The organism is Streptomyces sp. S063, from assembly GCF_002832675.1.
In the GTDB taxonomy this organism is placed as follows: Bacteria; Actinomycetota; Actinomycetes; order Streptomycetales; family Streptomycetaceae; genus Streptomyces; species Streptomyces sindenensis.
Map to the genome: position 1 here is coordinate 1 of NZ_CP021707.1, position 17,033 is coordinate 17,033.

The window sequence follows — 17,033 nt, forward strand, 5'->3', positions numbered from 1 at the left end:
CCACCGATAGGCGAAGAGGGCAGCCAAGATCGCGCTCTTGCCGTTGCTTGCTGCCCCGAGCAGGGCCCCACGGGGAATCGGCTGGACTTCTTGCACTGCCCGTTCCGCATCCGTGGGCGGGCAGCGGCGGCTGTCGGCTTCGTCGTTCTGCTGTGGGTATGAGGTGTTGTCGGGCATGCCGGGCCACCTCTGCGGCTGGCTGGCAGCGTGGGCCATACAGCGCCGAGCGGTGGGGGAATGTCGCCGGAGGCGGAGACGACGTGCGGGGCTCCCAGACTGGAGGCGTCGAGCAGCGCGTCGAATTCTTCATCAGTCGCAGCGAGGTGGTCCATAGGTTCGCCTTCCGGACGGTCATCGTGCTCCCCCTTCCCCGAGGTCAACTTCTCGGCCAGGTCGGTGAGGATGCGGGCGCGGAGCCGGCCGATGCGGCCCTCCAGCGCCTTCTCGGTCAGCCGACCTCGGCGGCAGCCTGCTGCTGGGGTGTGGCCCAACGCGCGTAGGGCGAGGCCTCTACGGACCTTGGTGTCGGTGATGTAGGGGAGGATGCGCTTGATTTCGTCGTGGGTGGCTGCGGCGTAGAAGGGTCAGTCGCGCGCTGATCGGGGATGTCCCGGTCTCTGGACGCTCCGTCCGGGTCACTTGGGGGCAGGTCCAGCTCAGCCTGCCCATCTGTACACCGCGGAAACCAGCGGGTATAGACGGTGCGAAAGGAGCGGATGGAGGCACCGACGAAGTAGGTGGCCAGGCTGGCGCCGCGTACGGGTTCCACTTTCCGCGGATGAGGCCGTGCTCAAGGAACAGGTCCAGGCCGGCGACGACGGTCTCGGTGGCGACCTCGGAGCGCGCGTCGGCGTCCCAGTCAGGTGCGGTCATGCGGAGCGGGACGGGCCGGCCGGCTCGCCGGGACTGGGCGAAGATCTCACCGGTCCCCGTCCACTTGTTGATGGTCAGCCACCCGTACTCCATCAGCCGGGTGGTGGTCTTCTCGTAGCGCGGGCCCTGGAAGTTGTCGGCGCGCAGGATGTTGACGATGTGGGCATCGGCGGTACGGCGCGCAACAGAACCGGATTCGTCCGAATGGGTCCCGACGAGCGCGTGCTCCAGGCTCGACAGGCTTGCGGTGCTGAGCTCCTCGAGCTCTTGGTCCTCCGCAAGAGGCCCTGAGGGGCGCCCCAGGCACATCTCATCCGGCACGCTCGCTCCCTTGCACTCTGCCGCCCCTACGGGCCCCGTTTTGGGAGCCTGTCGCAGAGGTCATAGGCACCAGCTGCGCACCTCCCCTCGTCCAAACCACAGAAAAAACAATGTGACTCACATCACAGTCCCGTGAGCGAGGGAAAGGCGCGGCCAGCGGCTAGAGCATTCACGGCTACACGTCCAACAGGGGCGTAACGCCGCGAAGAGAAACGGACTTCACCATGACCCACGACACCCAGCAGCCCGCTGGCCAGCCGCTGCTCGGCCTGCGCAGCGCCATCGTGCTCCTGCTCGGCGTCCTCACCGGCACCGGTGCCGGCGTGCTGGCCTACCTCGCCCAGCGCTCGCTGCCCGGCGCCGCCCTCGCGCGGGCGGGCGCCGGCTTCGGAGCCGGCGTGATGTTCTTCCACGCCATCATCGGCTGACCCCGCACCGCACCGGGGGGTCTTGGGGGTGGCAGCCGCCTGCGCAGGCGGCTGCCACCCTCAAGACCCCCCGTTTTCCGGCCTGTTTGAGCTTCTAGTGAGGGAAGTGCGGCACTTTCGGCTGACAAAGATGACAAAGACGACCACACTCTGTGCCTAACGGATCATCAGACGGGGGCCGGGGATGCTGGTGCAGATCAAGGGCAGTGGGTCCCAACGAAGGGGAGCTACTGGCGGCTGTCATCGACCTGGGCAACCGCAACCGTAGGACCCTGGGGTTCCTGCCGCATGCGGCGTTCCACCAGGCCGCCGAGGGGGGCACTCTTCTGGCCGCCGTCGAGGACACGCGACTCGTCGGCTACGCCCTGTACGGCCTCCAGGTGACCGTGTGCGCCTGACGCATCTGTGCGTCGACGACACCCACCGAGGCCAGGGCATCAACAAACGTCTGGTCGAGGCCATCTCCGAACGGCATGCCGACCGGCTTGGCATCCTGCTCAAGTGCCGCAAGGACTACGGTCTCGAGAAGATGTGGACGCGGCTGGGCTTCCAGGCGCGCACCGAGGTCGATGGCCGCGGCGGAGCGCGCGAACCGCTCGTGGTGTGGTGGCGCAGCCACGGCCACCCCGATCTGTTCACCCATCTGGAATCCCCCGCGCTGGCGACTGCGGCGATGGACTGCAATGTCTTTGCCGACCTGCACAGCAGCTATGAGCGCAACGGGGCGGAGGAGACCAAGGCTCTGTCCGCGCAGTGGCTGGTGGACCTGCTCGAACTGGTTGTCCTGCCCCAGCTTGTCCAGGAGATCCACGCCGTCCGGGACGCCGCTGAGCGCAGAGTTCAGATCAAACGCGCTCTCCCACTACCGCCAGCCCCCGCTCGAGCGTCTCGATCAGGACCGGATGCTCCGGACCCTGACCGAGACGGCCTGGGAAGATCTCGGTCTGGAGCTGCCCCGCACCGTCAACGACGTGGAGACCTTGCCTACGTCATCCAGGCCCACGCGGCGGGCCTACAGCTGCTGATCACGCGTGATGCCGGCTTGTTGGAGCTCAGCCCGGTGGCGGAGAAGGTGTGCGGTGTGCGGATCCTGCGGCCAGCCGACAGTGTGGTGGCCATCGACGAGCTGAAGCGCACACAGGCCTACCAGCCCGGCAGTCTTCTCGGCACCGCACTGACAACCACAGCCGTGCCCTCCGGGCAGGAGCAACAGCAGTTGGTCTTCCTCAACAAGCCCGGTGGGGAGAGGCAAAAGGCGTTCAAGGCCCGGCTGCGTGACTTCGCAGCCCGGCCCGACCAGTGGATCCGGCAGCAGATCGCCGGCAAGGATGGCCAGTTGCTGGCCACCTACTGTCACGAAACTCGCGACGGCGAACTGCGCGTGCCGCTGCTGCGTGTGAACGAGCAGCATCCCCTCGGCGCCACTCGCCCGGCAGCTGCTGTTCCTGCTGCGCCAGCGGTGCCGTGCCGAAAGCCTCGAGGTTCTTCGGCTGACCGACCCCCACCCGCAGCGCGCCGTTCGGGCAGCCGCTGAGGAGGACGCCTTCCGGCCGACCGGCACCGGGCTCGTTGCCCTGGTCCTCGACCAGATCAGCGACAGTGCTGCGCTCGATGACCGGGTGGCTTCGATCAGCGGGCGGCTCGGTATCGAGCTGCCGGCACTGACCGCCTCCCTGCCCGCAGCGGCGGCATCAGCGGTCGAACATGCCTGGTGGCCCGTGAAGATCACCGACGCGCAACTGCCCGTCTTCCTCGTGCCCGTCCGCCCGGCTTGGGCCTACGAGCTGTTCGGCTATCCCGAAGGGCTGCTGTCACGCGACGACAGCTGGGGCTCAGCCGCGAGCATGTGTACTACCGTTCCCCGCGCCCCGGGGGCGAGACCGCCCCCGCCCGCATCCTCTGGTACGCCAGCACCGACAAGAGCGCCAGCGTGTCCGCAGTGATCGGCTGCTCCCGCCTGGACCGGTGCGTAACTGATGACGGAGAACGTCTGTACCGGCAGTTCAAGCACCTCGGGGTCTACAAACGCGAGCACGTCCGCTCCGCCTGCGACGAGCGCGGTCGGGCGATGGCCCTGCGCTTCTCCGACACTGGGCTCTTTCCATCTCCCGTCAGCTACAGGCGACTTGTGGAGCTCGGCGCTCGGAACGGACAGAACATCAACGTACAGTCGGTCCTCAAGATCTCTCCCGACCTGTTCCGTGACCTGTACAAGGAAGGCCACCAACTGCGGTGAACACGCCAGAACGAGCCCTGCTGCTCTCGCTCCACCCGCGGTTCGCCACAGCCATTCTCAACGGCGAAAAGACCGTCGAACTACGGCGCCAGCGCGTCGCCGTCCCACCCGGCACCCCCGTCATCATCTACGCCACGTCACCCACCATGGCGCTGACCGCACCGCCCGCCTCACCGGCGTGGACGCCGCCGCTCCCGCCCAGATCTGGCGCCGCCACCGCAGTAACTGCGGCATCAGTAAAGCCGAATACATGACTTATATGGAGGGCGCCACCCAAGCTTCCGCGCTCCTCCTGGACTCCCCCCAGCCGCTCGCCGACACTGTGCCGCTCGCCCACCTGCGCCACACCGGCGGCTTCCACCCCCCGCAGAGCTACCGTTACCTCACCCTGCACACGCTGCGTACCCTCCTCGACGGGCACAGCGCGGCCACGGAGCTCCTCAGCCACCTGGGCTTGGCGCACACGCCGACCACAGTCCGACCCGCCGCCTTCTCGCCCTCACCGCAGACCGCCAGCCCCCACCACGCCCCCCACAGCGTCCGCCCGCCGCCCTCCTCGCAGCCCCAGCCTCCTGACACCGGCGGTACCCCGTGACCAGGGACGGAGCCGCTGCATTAAGCGGGTCTGCTCTCCACAGCCGTCCCTCGTGGATCCCCGGTTTGCTTCATCCGCTGGGCATCCGTTCCGAAAGTGCCCGCCAGGGACGGCGAACACAACACCTCGGTGGAGTGACCCATCATCCCAGCCTCCTACGTACCACTCCTCTGAACAGAGAGACGGCCTCGTCGCTGATCTGCCGAAGGCACCGCCCGAGACTCAGAGCCGCTGCTGCTGTCCCGAGCCCGCGCCGGGCCGCGGTGCCGCACGCGAGCGCGCGCGGCCACAGGGGCCGGCCCTCGAACCGGTGGTTGTTGGCGGCGGCACGCCCGTCGCTGCCAGCTGCTTGTGCGGCGCGGTCCGCAGGGTGGCTGTGGGGGTTCGAGTAGCGGCCGGTGTCTGCAGCAGCACGCAGCAGCTGGCCGTGCTGCACCCGCCGGGCCCGGCCTGCTACCCGTGCAGCACCCTTGTCCCGACCGGCCCATGCAAATGCTGCGCTGCACCCCGAACACGGCCGTGCTGCTGTCGATCGTTTAGCGGTCGGTGTCGTCGAGGAGGAGGTAGCCGTAGACACCCTCCGAGCTACCACGAGGCCTGCTTCCATGCCCGGCACCGACCGCGATCACCCGCCCTCGCGGACACGAAATTGCAGGGCACCGCCGAGCTGCCCAGGGCTAGGTTGGCGCGGTGCATCCGATCCGGTTTGAGGCTTCTACAACAGACGGCGTCCATCTCTTCCACTACCTCCCGGGCGATGACCTGGCGGTGACTCGGCACTGGCCTGGCCTTTGGCAGGAATGGCCTGAGGAGGGGACGCCGTACACCGAGTGGGCGGTGAACAACAACAACATGGAGGAAGTCGCCGTCTATGTGGGCCTGGTGTGGCAGCTGACGGCGGGCCTGGACCGCTATGCGATCCCGACCTACTACTGCGACGACGCCGAGCGTTTCCTGGAGCAAAATCCGATGCTGGTGAGCTGGGAGTACGAGGTAGACGCCGAAGCGCCGACCGTCACCACACGGGACAAGGGGTTCGTACCTGGCTGTACGGCAAAGCCCCTTCGGGCGGAGCTGGACAACACTGGTCGTGCGGGCTTGTTCCGGTTGTCCACGCCTCGCGACCTGGTATCCGCGCTTCACGCGGTGATCTTCGACGCCTCGTCGGAGATCACGGTCTTCGCGGTCGCCCCCGGGCCAGAGCGTCTCCAGCGTCTGGTGAGCGCGTTGAGCGGCCCAACTGCCCCGACTCTGGCCGATGTCCTTGAGGAAGAAGGGGTGTTCGTGGACCTGACGATCGGTTCGGATTTCGGCTATTACGACTCGATCACGGTGGCGTCGCGCGCCGATCTGCGGCACCGAGTCGATGACCTGGTTGCCGACTCTGCGCGCAGGATCTCGGCATATGAACTGCGCTTGGACGATCTCGCGACTGTTCCGGACTTCCTCCGGGCGATGCCGGAGCTTGCCGGTGTGGTCTTGGACGTTCCCTGAGCTCTCGAGCACTCGATCGAGAACCTCGTTCGATCGGCAAGCCGCTTGATCGGTACGACAACAGCTTCTAACCGACTTGCTCCCTCTCAGGTCACTGTGCACCCCGTCGTGTCCTCAGGGCCGGCGTCGCTCAGCGGGCCGGGGTGGGGGCAGTCCCAGCGCCTGTGGTGATCGAGCGGCGTGCAGCAGCTGTCCCCGAGATCGGTACGGAAGCGCGAAAGGTCTGTTGCCTTTCCCAGTCGAGCCCAGTCCTGGGGTGGCGGAGTGCTCGCAGTGGTGGGAGCTTCCGTTCCGACAGGAGAGTAGAACAGCTCGCCGCTGTGTTCCCATGTGGTCGACTCCAGCGCGACTGGCTCGTCAAGTACCTCTTGCCGCAGCTGCAGGACACCGTCCTTGTGTAGTGCCCGAATGTAGTTGAGGAGCTCGATCGTTCCGACCATGGCCCAAGCAACGAGTGGAACTGCGCCCCGGAACCTCTCGAACAGCCCGAAGGCGTCGCCTTCCTGCCGCCGCTTCATATCGTGGTGCACCACGTCGCCGTAGATCCAGGCCGTAGCCAGCTTGTGGCGATCAAGACTTTGGTCCTCGCCGGTGACCGTGTCGCTGATCATGACCCAGTACCCAGCCTCCTGCGGCGTGGAGGGGTCCACACGCACCTGCCACTCAGTACGCGTGGTCTTCACCCATTGCGTATCGAGTGGCAACTCCCGGCAGAAGTAGCCCACTGCTCCCAACGCCTTCTGGTAGAAGCACGCGTCGCCGTTCAACAGGATCGGCCTGATTCGTGCGGCGGCAGATTCGACTACCTCTTCGGCCGGAAACTCCTGCCGGATCCGCGTCTCGCCATTCTCGAGCTGGATCACGCTGATTTGCATCGTGGTCAGGGCAACCAGCGCATCCCAGTCCGTCGCGAGCGAGTGCTTCTCCACTCGGCGAGCACGTAGGACAAACGCCTCAAGGCACTCCTGGTGCTTCGCCTCAACGGTTCCCCGCTCGCTGCTTCCCACTGGTGCTCCCCCTCACAGCCCGCCGCCATATATCGGCTGGGACCAGCATGACGTGAGCTTCCCGGACCATCCACCCGATTGATCTCGTGGACAGGGATCCGTCGCCGCTGGCTGGTCTACGGGATGCCCGGTTGGGCTCGGCGTGAGAATCAGCGGCGGACCCTCTGCTACGGCCTGGCCTGCTTCTGTTGGCGGTGAGTGCCGTGCCTCCCCGGCCGGTTCGTCCCACCCGGGCGCCGGGTGGTGTCTTGGCGGTCCCCCCGGGGCCCGTAGTGTGCCGGTCGTTCGGTCAGGCGGAGGGATCGTCCGGGTCGGTGAGCCAGGCGACTACGTCGGCGTCAGTCATCCTGATCGCCTGCGTCTCCTCGACCTCGCCGTGCTGGATGACGTGGTAGCGGCCCTGCTGGGGGTGGCGCTGCTTGGGAGCGGGGCCGGCGGTCGGGGCGAGGACCTGCCAGGTGTCGGCCGTGAACCGCGCCAGGATCAGCGTGGCGAACAGTTCACGGGCCGCGCCCTTGGGGACGGTGGCCTGGGGGCCCGTCGAAGATGATGACGTCGCCGAAGCATCTCAGCAGAACCCGTAGCGCAGCCCCGGGAAAGCCAACAACGGGCTCCCCAAGTCCGGCGGAGGAACCTACCCCGCCTGTGCTGCGGGACACGGCCACCGTCCTGGCGGCCGGGGCCTTCTGCGGTCATGTCTCCAGCGGTACGGCTTCATCGACGATAGCGGTCGCCAGAGCAGCCGAGAAGCGGCGTACGGTCAACGCCCGTCGTAGTCCCGCGCGCAGGAGTCCTCGGAATTCCTGGTCGGTGAGGTTGGGAATAGCGGGTACCAGCTGCTCCGTCACCTCGTGCAACCGTTGCAGAGCTCGAACGGCTGTGCCCAGAGCGTCGAACGCGGCGCGTTCCACCTCGCGCGCCGCCTCAGGACCGATGCCGACAGCGAGAAGGGTTTCGATGCTCAGGAGGAGTACAGCGTGGAGTAGGTGGGTTGGTTGAGCCCCTACTGTCGCGCCATCGGCCGCAACGCGGACCCAGCCGCCAAATTCGGCGGGGGCGTGGGTCCACACCTGCTCGGCTGTCGCGGTCCAGAGGGAACGGCCTTCGGCGGTCTCCCACAGGTGGGGACGGCTGAAGAGTGCGGCTGCGGGGCCGCCTTCCAGCCGTCGTCGGCGGCGGTCTCGGCAAGGAGCGCCGAGGTGACGGGCAGATCAACCACCTGAGACGTCAGCAGGGCGCAAAGGTCTTCGTCCAGGCGGTCGGTAGTGAACTCGGGGTAGTCATCGTGCTCGGTGAGGACGTGTAGCAGAGCGAGCGAACCAAACGTGGGGATACCCTCCGCGATCAGCAGGGTCCGTAGGAACGCGTCATCGCACCACAGCGGTGCGCCTGTGTCCATGGCGAGCTGAGCAGCGGAGAGCCACGCGTCATTCAAGTCATCGATCCGGCCGCCTGAGATGTTCAACCTGCGGCGCACCTCAGTGAGGTCGGGTACTTCAACCGGCTGGAGGCCTGGGACGGCAGGAGAAAGAGCGGCGGCGAGGCGCCGGATCTCCTGTCGGTCCTGGTCGGTGTATTCGGCGAGAAAGGGGCGGCCGTCCCGTACGCCGAGCACGCCGGTCGACCGTTCCGTCTCGCGCAGGCTGTAGCAGGTGCTGAAGACGTCGCTACACACGGTAGTGGGGGACGGAGTGGAGGCGAAAGCCGCACTTATCTCGCCAAGGCGTCCGGGCAGGAAGGCGGTCAATGCCAGAGCCGTCACATCGACTACAGCCGTCCGGCCGAGCGCTTCGTACGCGGCCTTCTTCTCGGCGGCGGTGTGCACGGGGTCGGCACTCCCGGCGGGGAAGACGCCGGCTGCGCGCTGGAGAAGGGTCAGGGTGACGGGCTGTTGCGCCATCACGGCGAGCATACCGACGGGCAGCTGGCCAGCACGTACTCCGCGGGCCGTCGCCTCAAGGAGCACTTCGCGACGCCCCAGGGTCTGCTCAAGGTACCGTGCGAGTCCGTGCGCGCCGCCTGTGACAGTCATCAGCGCCGCACTCGGAGGCAGCTCAGCCAGAAGGCTTGCCAGGCGTCCGCTCAGCGGCTCAGGCAGCTCGAGGGCGTGCCGTGTCTCCCCCTCCGGGACGGAGACGGATCCATCGGCTTCGGCTGCGGGCTGCGACGGCTGGCCGGTCGCGGCGAGGACAGCCGCAGTGAGGAGCCCGGAGAGTTCGGGGTCCGTCGGCTGGAAGCGCTCGGCCAGGCCGAGCGCTGTTTCGGCGAGCGCCGGGGTCCAACCCGACCATCGGGTCATCGTGAGCCAGGCCCGCGCGTCCTGTTCGTTGCGGACTTGGGGCGCGAACCGGGTCAGGGTGTCGCACGCGGTCTCGAGGCTGCTGTTCCTCACTTGGGCGCGGATGCTTGCCCATGCGAAGTCCATAGCCGAGGGCGGCAGCACGCGGCCTGCCCCTTCGGTGGCCGTCATGTGGTCAACGCCTACCTCCTCTGCCAGCCCGGCCAGCGCATGCTCCTCCATGTCGCCCCAGTCCCCGCGCTCTCCCGCCCACTGGACGAGGGCGCGCCGCAGGCGGCCACGCGTTCGGTCGGGCAGGAGGGGGCGGGTCAGCAGCGTCAGCGCGGCGATCCGGGCCCGTTCCCGGTCATCGGCTCGTTCCCACAGGTCGACGGCAAAGGCCCGGAGCGAGGTGTCGCCGAAGCGCCGGCCCGCCCGCTCGGCAGCCTCGGCTGCCAGGGAGTATTCGCCCTGCTTCTCGTATTGAAGGACCAGGCCCGCCGCGGCCACGACGCTTCGGGACTCCCAGTGGCGAAGGCGTCGGACGGCAGCTGCGCCGTCGCCGCGCGCAGCGTCGGCCTTCGCCCAGCGGGTCTGATAGAGCGCTTCGGCGAGGGCGCCTTCAGCGTGCAGGCGCTCTAGGTGGGGAACGGGCCACACCCCGAGACCGGCCAGCGCGTACGCGGCCATGGCACGCTGGTCCTCGCTGCTCGCGCCAGCGGCTGCGGCTTCCCAGGCGGCGATGCGCGCCTGACGGCTGCTGGTCGGCGCGGCGTCGCACCTATGAGCCAGTAGCTGCAGCCGGTCGCCCTCACCGGTCACGCTTTCGGCGAGGGTGGCAGCTCGTTCCTCCTGGCCTGTCTGGCTGGCCACCCGGACCGCTTCAACCAGAAGTTCCTGGCTGGAGGTCTCCGGATCCTGCGCGTCCCCTTCAGGCTCAGCCAATGCTGTCCCGATGGCGGCGGTGATGTCGCCAGCCATGACACGGGCATCAAGCAGGACGCGTGCCGCCCGAATACTCGGGCCCCGCCAACGCCGGTACTCGGCACGCGCGGCCGAAGCCAGACGCGTGGCCCGGCCGATGTCGAGGAAGGCCTGCCGGGGAGCCCCGACCGTGTTGCGGTACAGGAGGCACCGTGCGAGTTCGGCCTGAATGTCAGGATCCCCTGGCGTGAGGCGCAGCGCTCTTTCGAGCACGGCCTCGCCTTCGTCGTGACGGCCCGCGGTGACATGGCAGGAGGCCATGAAGCGCAGGACATTGGTGTCAGCGGTGGCGGCCGGGTCTCCGGCGGCCAGGGCCTGCTGCACGACGTCGGGTACATGCTCGGGCATCTGCTGCGGAGAGTCGATCACCGCTCGGACGACAGCCAGGAGGAGGGCGCCGCCTTCTTCCCCAGCCTGGTCGGCCAGCGACTCCGCCCGAGGACTTCCCAGGTAAGCGGCCGCCAGTGCAGCCAGGGTGAGGAGGCTGCCCGGCTGTCGGCGGATACGGCGGCAGCCCGCTCCAACGCGGTCACCAACGACATACCCAGCTCGTGGCTGGCCGCGTAGGACGCGGTGGTCCTCCAGACGTCCTCCAAGCCCAGGGGGTCGGCTTCCGTCAGCCAAGGAGGGGGTGAGGTGAGCAGTACTCGGACGGCGTAGGCGGGATCGGAATCGGCAAGGAGCACGGCCAGCGGCGCCGCGTGGGCTCGCCCGGCGCGGTGGGCCTTGAGGAGCCGGAGACGAGTCTCCGCCGGCAGACGATCGACGGCTTCGGTGACAGGATCGGCGTCCTGTTCAGAGCGTGCCGGAGCGGCCAGCGCGTCGGCGTTGGCCTCATCAAGCTGCTGGGCCGCGGGGATGAAGATCTTGAAGTGCTTGCCCGTGGACATCAAAGTCGTGGGGTTGACGTGCTGCCAGTAGACGCTGTGGGTTCCCGTGTCGACCAGCATGACGACGACCGGCAGCGAGTGGCTCTTCCAGTACTCGACGTGCGCGGCGTCGCAGGGATACCACCAGCCTCCGTCGGCCGCGCCGGCGAACTGGCTGGGCCCAGACTTGATCTGCACGGCCAGCAGGCGGCCCGTCGACTTCCCGGAGGTACCCGGGTTAATGCTCGCGCCGAGCACGACCTCCAACTGCGCGTCGATTCCGACATCGCTGGTCTCCTGCTCGCGAAAGAGCCATCCCAACTCGGACACAACCTGAAGGCTGACCAAGCTGACGCCAACCCGTTCCGTGAGATGCGTGGAGCGCACCGTCGTCAAGTCCCTGCCCCTCCCCCTAGCTGCCCATGGCCGCAGCACTGGATGGGAGCCTACGGGCCCCCACCGACACCACATTCCCCCTAGCCTGGAATTGCCGATTCCGGCTGGTAGGCAGGCAAGGGCTCGCGGGCAGTCCCAGCTGGTACCTGACGGAGCAGGTCGGCCAGCACCTCTTCCCCGCCTTGTAGGCCGTGGAGGCAGTGGGTTTCTGCGAGGACGAGCTGGGGCGGCCGCTGTCGGATGGGGAGCGGATGGAGGTGTTCTGGACGACCGTAAGCACAGCCCCTGGCCCTTCGGCGGTCTCTGACCCGCGCTCGGCGCTCCGCGCCATGATCCGCTCCTTCGAGCGCACCCGCGACGTCCTCGCCGCCCCGGGCCGTCGACTGCTGGTACTGCGCTCGGCGGAGCCGATGCTGGTCCTGGGCGACAACAGCGTGGCCCTGCGCCGCAAGGACGGCGCCTTCGGCCTCACTCCCCGCTGTTGCCCGAGGCGGTCGAGGTCTTCGCTCCGCTGTCACCGACATGCCTGCTCATCTCCACAACCCGCGCGCACTACCCGCCGCAGCAGGGCCTCACCCGCAGGATCGCCGCCAAGGCCAACGCCGGTGCGGCAGCCTGGTGCCAGGACGCCGCCTACCGGCCCCCATCCACGCCCTGACCCTCCCGGCTGCAGCTTCCCGGCGCCCCGCTGGCGATCCGGCAGCCGCGGCTGACAGCGGCACCCACCCCAGCAGCGGCCCAGCCCCGCACCAGCCCATCCCGAAATGCGCCGCAGCGAGCTGCGCAACCTCCTGGACCAGTTCACACACACGCCCGCCGGTCAGCCGCCGGTCCCGGAACAGCGCCGCGTGTAGAAGGCGACCTTCGGGGCTTGAAGAACTCCATGTCCGATCGTGCGCCAAGCCCCCCAGGAGGGGAAACAGGACTCGTCCGGATGGCCAAGATCCACTCTGCGGCTGGTAGAGCCGGGACTCCGAGGCCATGCAGGTGAGCGGCGGTTGCCGAGGCCGGGTCGGGGCGGGACTGGCGGCAGGTGGGCAGGCACCATGCACGGGTGGACTCGGTGACGCTGGTGGCCCTGGTCGGTGTCGGGGGACGGCGGTGACGGCGCTGGGCGGCGTGGCCGGTGGTGTGTGGGTGGCCCGGATCGATGAGCGGGGCGGGCGGGTGCTGGAGCAGGAGAGGGTGCGGCGGTCTGTCTACGGTGCGTGCGCCGAGGCGCTGCTGGTACGGCGTCATGCGGTGACGCGGCTGATGGATGCGCTGAACAAGCCCCGGCTAGATGTGGACTGGGCGCGCGAGCGGCTGGAGCACGCGCAGGCCGCACAGGATGAGCTGGGCGCGGTGGTCGGCGCAGTCGCCGTCGAGGGTCCGGAGAAGGTGGCCGACTGTGCGGTGGCGGCGGCGGACCGGCTCGGGGCCTGGGTGGAGGAGATGAACTGGTGGTTCGAACTGGGCCGACCGCACGATCAGCTGCGTATCGTCGAGGAGCAGCAGGGTCGCGCCCTGGAGAAGGTGGACGAGTTCCTGGAGCAGTGCCGGATGGCGCTGTATCCGGAGCCAAGGTGGCAACCGCCGCATCCCGTCAAGCGGCTGCGGCGGCAGCTTGGGCTGCGTCGTACTCGCAAGCGCATGAGGCTTCCACGGCGTTAGCACGAATGTTCCCCAGGCCTCGATTCACGGGCACGGGGCGGGTGTTCTCGGCTGCCTCGCACGACGAAGGCAGCCGAGAACACCCGGTTCCTCCCTACGGTGGGGCGGAGTGCCCCTACAGTGACGCCATGGGCATGAGCTGGGTCAAGAACGGCATGCGCTACTCCCTGAAGGTGGTCGAGCACCCGGACTGGACGTCGCTGTCCAATTCGAGCACGCCCCGGCGTTACGCGGGCCCTGCTGCACGGACCCGGCAGCAAGATCGTCGGTCACGCTGGTCTGCGCTCCCCGGCCCTGGTTGTCGCAAGCATCGCCGTCGCGTCGGCGACGGTGGGCAGCGGGCTGACGCTCGCGTGCATGAAGCTCAAGGGCCACCTGGAGGACCGCAAGGCCCGGCACGACGAGGCGGCCCCGGATGGCATCGAAGAGACGGCTGCATCCACTGACGCGGTCACGGCCGAGGAGGCGGAAGCCCCCGAGTCCCCGTGGCTGCGCACTGTGTGATCGTCAGGCGAAGCGCCTGGACAGGCTGTTGCAGACCTGCATGACGCTCAGAGCGTCGCCCTCTCCCGCGCTTACGCAGCAGGCGGCCCGCGCACAGCACGCACTGCCTGCTGCCTCTTCGGCCGCCGGTCAGACCCCGTTGGGTCTAATGGGCCTCTTCCTGCCCTTCCGCGTCCGAGCCCTCCGGACGGCGAACGGGCCCGAACCGCCCTTCGGAGTCCTTGACGATACGACCGGCAGGAATGAGATCTCCCAACTCGATCGCGAGCACAGCACGCACGAACGCGACGAGCGAGACGGTGCCGTCACGCAGTTCGAAGTGGCGGAACACCCCGTCCGAGAAGGCGGGACGGTGACGGCAACCGGCCTGGACGCAGTAGCCCTCGACGGCCAGCGCGAGCCGCCGGAACGCGGCGTCCTTCTCCTCGACGCACTGTGCGGGACAACCGAGGTGATCCAGCGTGATCCGCAGATGGGCGGCAGTCTCCTCCGCCTTCCCGATAGTCATCCGCCCACCGCCCGGCGCGAGGTACCGCCCGGCCTTCACCGGGGCGTACGGGTGGATCAGCGGCAGCTTCACCTCCGACCTGTGCAGGACGGGCATCCCGTCGTACTCGACGTACGGGCCGGCGGCGCCGCGGTCCTCGGTGGTCATACGGTCCTCGTCTCCCCCGCCTCGTCGGCGGGCTCGTGGTCCTGGTCCTCGTCGTTCTTGTGGTCGTCGGCGAGCGGGACGCCGCCCAGCCCAAGCCGGGCGGGTCCGGTGGCACCGAGATGGGCGGCGCCACGCTTTAGCCGGTGGTGAGCGGGGATCACGGGCGTGAGGTCGGGCACGTTCCGCAGCAGTGCGGCAGTCATCGCCAGGAGCGTCTCCGCTTCGGCACGGTCGTAGAGGAAGTCCTTGGTGACCGGGTCGTTGTGCATGGCGCCGGACGTCTGGCTGTAGAGGGCGTCCTGGATGCGCCACCAGCGCTCGCTCTGGTTGCACTGGCTTGCGAGCTTCTTCGACCCGGGCCTGTCCCAGTCCACGTTGTGCTGGATCCACTCCAGAGCCCGTCGGATCTCCAGGATCGACGCCCGGACCTCCCCCGTGGTCAGCAGCCGCTGCGCTTCCCGCAGCAGCCGGCCGACCTCGGCGCGCTGCGGGTCGCCGAGCGGAAAGGGCACGGCCATCTCGAAGGCCGCGGACGGCCCGAGCTGTGCGATCTGCTGCTCCCAGGTGCTCTTGGCGAGGGTGATGTATTCCGTTGTCTGGGCGCACCCCGGGTATCCGGCCGCCTGCGGCAGGGTGGCGTTGAGGTCGATCTCGAACCGGACGTCACCAGTGCGGGCTTCCTCGATCGCGTGGACCTGCAGCGACGTCAGCGGGAACACCAGGTTCACCTGGTGACGCGTCACGACGGGGGTGTACGCGAGGTTCGCCGTGACCCGGCCGAGCCGGGACCGCTGCGCCGGTGTGCTGCCGAAACCGAAGAGCTCCGCCTCCAGGGCGAGGATTTTTCCTGCCTCGGCGAACGGCGACACCCCGACGGCAAGCTGAACGCTCAGTTCATGGCCGCCCAACGCGCGGCGCAGCCACGTCTGATCGCTGCCGATCGCCGTGGTGAACCGGATGTCGTCGAAGCGGAGTTCCTGCATGGCTCCCCCTGAAGTTGAACGAACCCCTGATTCTGCCGTTCCGACCGCCGCCACACCGTCGGTTCCGCTCGTTCGCCAGGGCGGTCGTGCTGCTGGTGGTGAGCGAGGCCGACAAGGCCCCGGCGCGGCCGGCCAGTGCCTCATACCGGGCCCGCTATGACGAGGAACGGATCCTGCGGGCCGTGGCTCGCATCGAGACCGACGGATGGAGCGTGTGTCCCTGCGGTGAGGAACACGGACAGTCCCCGGCCGCCGCCAAGGTCCCGGGAGTCATGCGTGGTGACGCCGAGCTCATGAGGAAGGTCAGCGCCAAAGGCGCCGGGTAGCAGCGGCTCAATCGGGCTGCCCCGGTGGGTGAGCGGTGCCCGTGTCTGGTGGGATCGGGCCGAGGGTTCGGCGTGCTGCGTGGCTCAGGGCGAGTAGTCCGCCCATGTCCTGTCTCAGTACGGTCTCCACGTCGCGTACTGAACGGCCGCACAGCAGGTGTTCGCCCAGGGTCCTATCGAAGTTGACGGACACGGTATGGATCTGAAGGAGCGCCTCCATCATCAGCGCTTTCAGGGCGATGCGCTGAGCTTGGCTGCGTACGTGGCTGTCTCCAACCCCGAAGGTAGGGGTGTCATCGGGGAAGAGCTGCAGTTGGGTCGCCTCTGCGGGCTCGGGATCGCCTGAGGGTGTCAGGACTGACTCAGGTGTCACTTCCATGATCTTGCGGTGCACCAACTCGGCGATCACATCGGCCTGCTGATCCGGTGTGCAGATGATGTCGTGGGGGGTGATGGCGGGCAGCGGCTGTTCCCTGATGCGGATCACGATGTGCCCCGAGGCCATGAGGTCGGTCGTCTTCTCCTGGTCCTTCCCGATGCGGTCTTTGTGCCAGTAAGCACCGTCGTACTCCACCGCGACCGGTTGAGCGGCCGGCAGCAGCATGTCGACCCGCCACGACCTCAGTCGGCGGCAGCCCTGCGGCGGCTCGTGCCGTGACACGGAGCCTGGGCTGACCAGGGCAGGCAGGCGCTCGCGCAGGGCGGTGAAGATCTCCTGTTCACGGCGGGAGACTCCCTTCTTTCCGCACCGGGGGCAGCCTGTCCCCGCGACATGCCGGTTGTTGAACGAGGTTCTCCACTGATGGCTTTCGTCCCGCAGACAGCGCCACCACACGCTCTGTGCATCAGTCACCGATGCGGTGAGCGGCAGGTCGAAGGGATTCTCGGGGTGGCTGGAGTCGTACTCATCCAGGAGATCGGGACGTACATAGGCCAGCGACCGGCCTCTTGTGCCTAAGCCGCTCCACCCCGCCTGTGCCAGATCCCGTAACCAGCGTTCCCGAGCTTCCCCGAGCCGCCGTTGCTGGGCCTGGCGCCAGACGGTGTAGTCGCCGTCCACGGGCAACTGATCGCGCCCCTCTTCCAGGAACTCCTCCGCCATGGCCTGCTCCTGGCTCCGGAGCCACGATCTGCCGAGATGGATCTTCTCCGCCACCGTTGCCCTGGCCAGCTCGGTCGACAGGCAGAAGGCCGCCGCAGTGTGGTCGTTCGTGGTTCCCGGTACATCCGTCATGGGTGGTGGTCTACCAGCCGCCACTGACACCGATGCTCGGAGGTGGTGGAGGCTGTTACGCCAACGTACCGCGCCACCTGATCGCTTATCGCATATATCGGGGAATCGGAGTTCGCGTCGGGCGCAGCGTGGGCTCGGGCGTGGTCTGGCCGGGAGGCTTGCGCAGCGCTGAAGCATGTCCCCCGGTGTCATGGTGA

17 protein-coding genes are annotated in these 17,033 nt (G+C 68.1%); 10 read left to right on the forward strand and 7 right to left on the reverse strand.

Features of this window, described 5'->3' with window-relative positions:
* Positions 1–510 precede the first annotated feature (510 nt).
* A complete protein-coding gene (locus tag CCZ36_RS00005) occupies positions 511–1,194 on the reverse strand; it encodes a hypothetical protein (protein WP_237302532.1) in 684 nt (227 codons plus the stop codon).
* 224 nt (positions 1,195–1,418) lie between these two features.
* Here CCZ36_RS00005 and CCZ36_RS00010 point away from each other — a divergent pair, with 224 nt between their 5' ends.
* The 7 genes from CCZ36_RS00010 to CCZ36_RS00025 all read left to right on the forward strand — a co-directional run bounded on the left by CCZ36_RS00010 (position 1,419) and on the right by CCZ36_RS00025 (position 5,947).
* Positions 1,419–1,622: a hypothetical protein gene (locus CCZ36_RS00010; RefSeq protein ID WP_128816802.1), complete on the forward strand. Its 204-nt coding sequence runs from the start codon at positions 1,419–1,421 to the stop codon at positions 1,620–1,622.
* Between the two features lie 206 nt (positions 1,623–1,828).
* The gene (locus CCZ36_RS35185; RefSeq protein ID WP_237302533.1) at positions 1,829–2,020 is read left to right on the forward strand and encodes a hypothetical protein; all 192 of its coding nucleotides are present in this window, start codon (positions 1,829–1,831) and stop codon (positions 2,018–2,020) included.
* Complete coding sequence (locus tag CCZ36_RS35190) at positions 2,011–3,156, forward strand: GNAT family N-acetyltransferase (protein ID WP_237302534.1); 1,146 nt, start codon at positions 2,011–2,013, stop codon at positions 3,154–3,156. Before CCZ36_RS35185 ends, CCZ36_RS35190 begins: the two co-directional genes overlap by 10 nt.
* A gap of 396 nt (positions 3,157–3,552) precedes the next feature.
* Complete coding sequence (locus CCZ36_RS35195; protein ID WP_237302535.1) at positions 3,553–3,858, forward strand: hypothetical protein; 306 nt, start codon at positions 3,553–3,555, stop codon at positions 3,856–3,858.
* Positions 3,855–4,112: an ASCH domain-containing protein gene (locus CCZ36_RS35200; protein ID WP_237302536.1), complete on the forward strand. Its 258-nt coding sequence runs from the start codon at positions 3,855–3,857 to the stop codon at positions 4,110–4,112. Before CCZ36_RS35195 ends, CCZ36_RS35200 begins: the two co-directional genes overlap by 4 nt.
* A complete protein-coding gene (locus CCZ36_RS35205; protein WP_237302537.1) occupies positions 4,109–4,453 on the forward strand; it encodes a hypothetical protein in 345 nt (114 codons plus the stop codon). Before CCZ36_RS35200 ends, CCZ36_RS35205 begins: the two co-directional genes overlap by 4 nt.
* A gap of 837 nt (positions 4,454–5,290) precedes the next feature.
* Positions 5,291–5,947 carry a hypothetical protein gene (locus tag CCZ36_RS00025; protein ID WP_128816803.1) on the forward strand — a complete coding sequence of 219 codons (657 nt, stop codon included), beginning with the start codon at positions 5,291–5,293 and terminating at the stop codon, positions 5,945–5,947.
* Positions 5,948–6,033: 86 nt separating this feature from the next.
* Here the strand turns inward: CCZ36_RS00025 and CCZ36_RS00030 are convergent, their stop codons facing one another.
* From CCZ36_RS00030 to CCZ36_RS00040, 3 genes are all read right to left on the reverse strand, one after another.
* The gene (locus tag CCZ36_RS00030; RefSeq protein WP_128816804.1) at positions 6,034–6,876 is read right to left on the reverse strand and encodes a hypothetical protein; all 843 of its coding nucleotides are present in this window, start codon (positions 6,874–6,876) and stop codon (positions 6,034–6,036) included.
* 1,081 nt (positions 6,877–7,957) lie between these two features.
* Positions 7,958–10,585, reverse strand: coding sequence for a PIN domain-containing protein (locus CCZ36_RS00035; protein WP_128816805.1), 2,628 nt, complete (start codon positions 10,583–10,585; stop codon positions 7,958–7,960).
* A complete protein-coding gene (locus tag CCZ36_RS00040) occupies positions 10,582–11,472 on the reverse strand; it encodes a DUF4365 domain-containing protein (RefSeq protein WP_237302812.1) in 891 nt (296 codons plus the stop codon). Before CCZ36_RS00040 ends, CCZ36_RS00035 begins: the two co-directional genes overlap by 4 nt.
* Before the next feature lie 490 nt (positions 11,473–11,962).
* On the opposite strand from CCZ36_RS00040, the gene CCZ36_RS34610 reads away from it, so the two are divergent.
* The 3 genes from CCZ36_RS34610 to CCZ36_RS34615 all read left to right on the forward strand — a co-directional run bounded on the left by CCZ36_RS34610 (position 11,963) and on the right by CCZ36_RS34615 (position 13,638).
* The gene (locus CCZ36_RS34610) at positions 11,963–12,139 is read left to right on the forward strand and encodes a hypothetical protein (protein ID WP_164873459.1); all 177 of its coding nucleotides are present in this window, start codon (positions 11,963–11,965) and stop codon (positions 12,137–12,139) included.
* A 443-nt stretch (positions 12,140–12,582) separates the two neighbouring features.
* Positions 12,583–13,134: a hypothetical protein gene (locus CCZ36_RS00045; RefSeq protein WP_128816807.1), complete on the forward strand. Its 552-nt coding sequence runs from the start codon at positions 12,583–12,585 to the stop codon at positions 13,132–13,134.
* Positions 13,135–13,491: 357 nt separating this feature from the next.
* Positions 13,492–13,638 carry a hypothetical protein gene (locus CCZ36_RS34615; protein WP_164873460.1) on the forward strand — a complete coding sequence of 49 codons (147 nt, stop codon included), beginning with the start codon at positions 13,492–13,494 and terminating at the stop codon, positions 13,636–13,638.
* Positions 13,639–13,783: 145 nt separating this feature from the next.
* Here the strand turns inward: CCZ36_RS34615 and CCZ36_RS00050 are convergent, their stop codons facing one another.
* The 3 genes from CCZ36_RS00050 to CCZ36_RS00060 all read right to left on the reverse strand — a co-directional run bounded on the left by CCZ36_RS00050 (position 13,784) and on the right by CCZ36_RS00060 (position 16,836).
* A complete protein-coding gene (locus CCZ36_RS00050) occupies positions 13,784–14,293 on the reverse strand; it encodes a DUF6420 family protein (protein ID WP_128816808.1) in 510 nt (169 codons plus the stop codon).
* Positions 14,290–15,276, reverse strand: a complete 987-nt coding sequence (locus CCZ36_RS00055) for a hypothetical protein (RefSeq protein ID WP_128816809.1) — start codon at positions 15,274–15,276, stop codon at positions 14,290–14,292. The genes CCZ36_RS00050 and CCZ36_RS00055 overlap by 4 nt, the downstream gene beginning before the upstream one ends.
* 333 nt (positions 15,277–15,609) lie before the next feature.
* A complete protein-coding gene (locus CCZ36_RS00060) occupies positions 15,610–16,836 on the reverse strand; it encodes a zinc-ribbon domain-containing protein (protein WP_164873461.1) in 1,227 nt (408 codons plus the stop codon).
* Between the last annotated feature and the right edge of the window lie 197 nt (positions 16,837–17,033).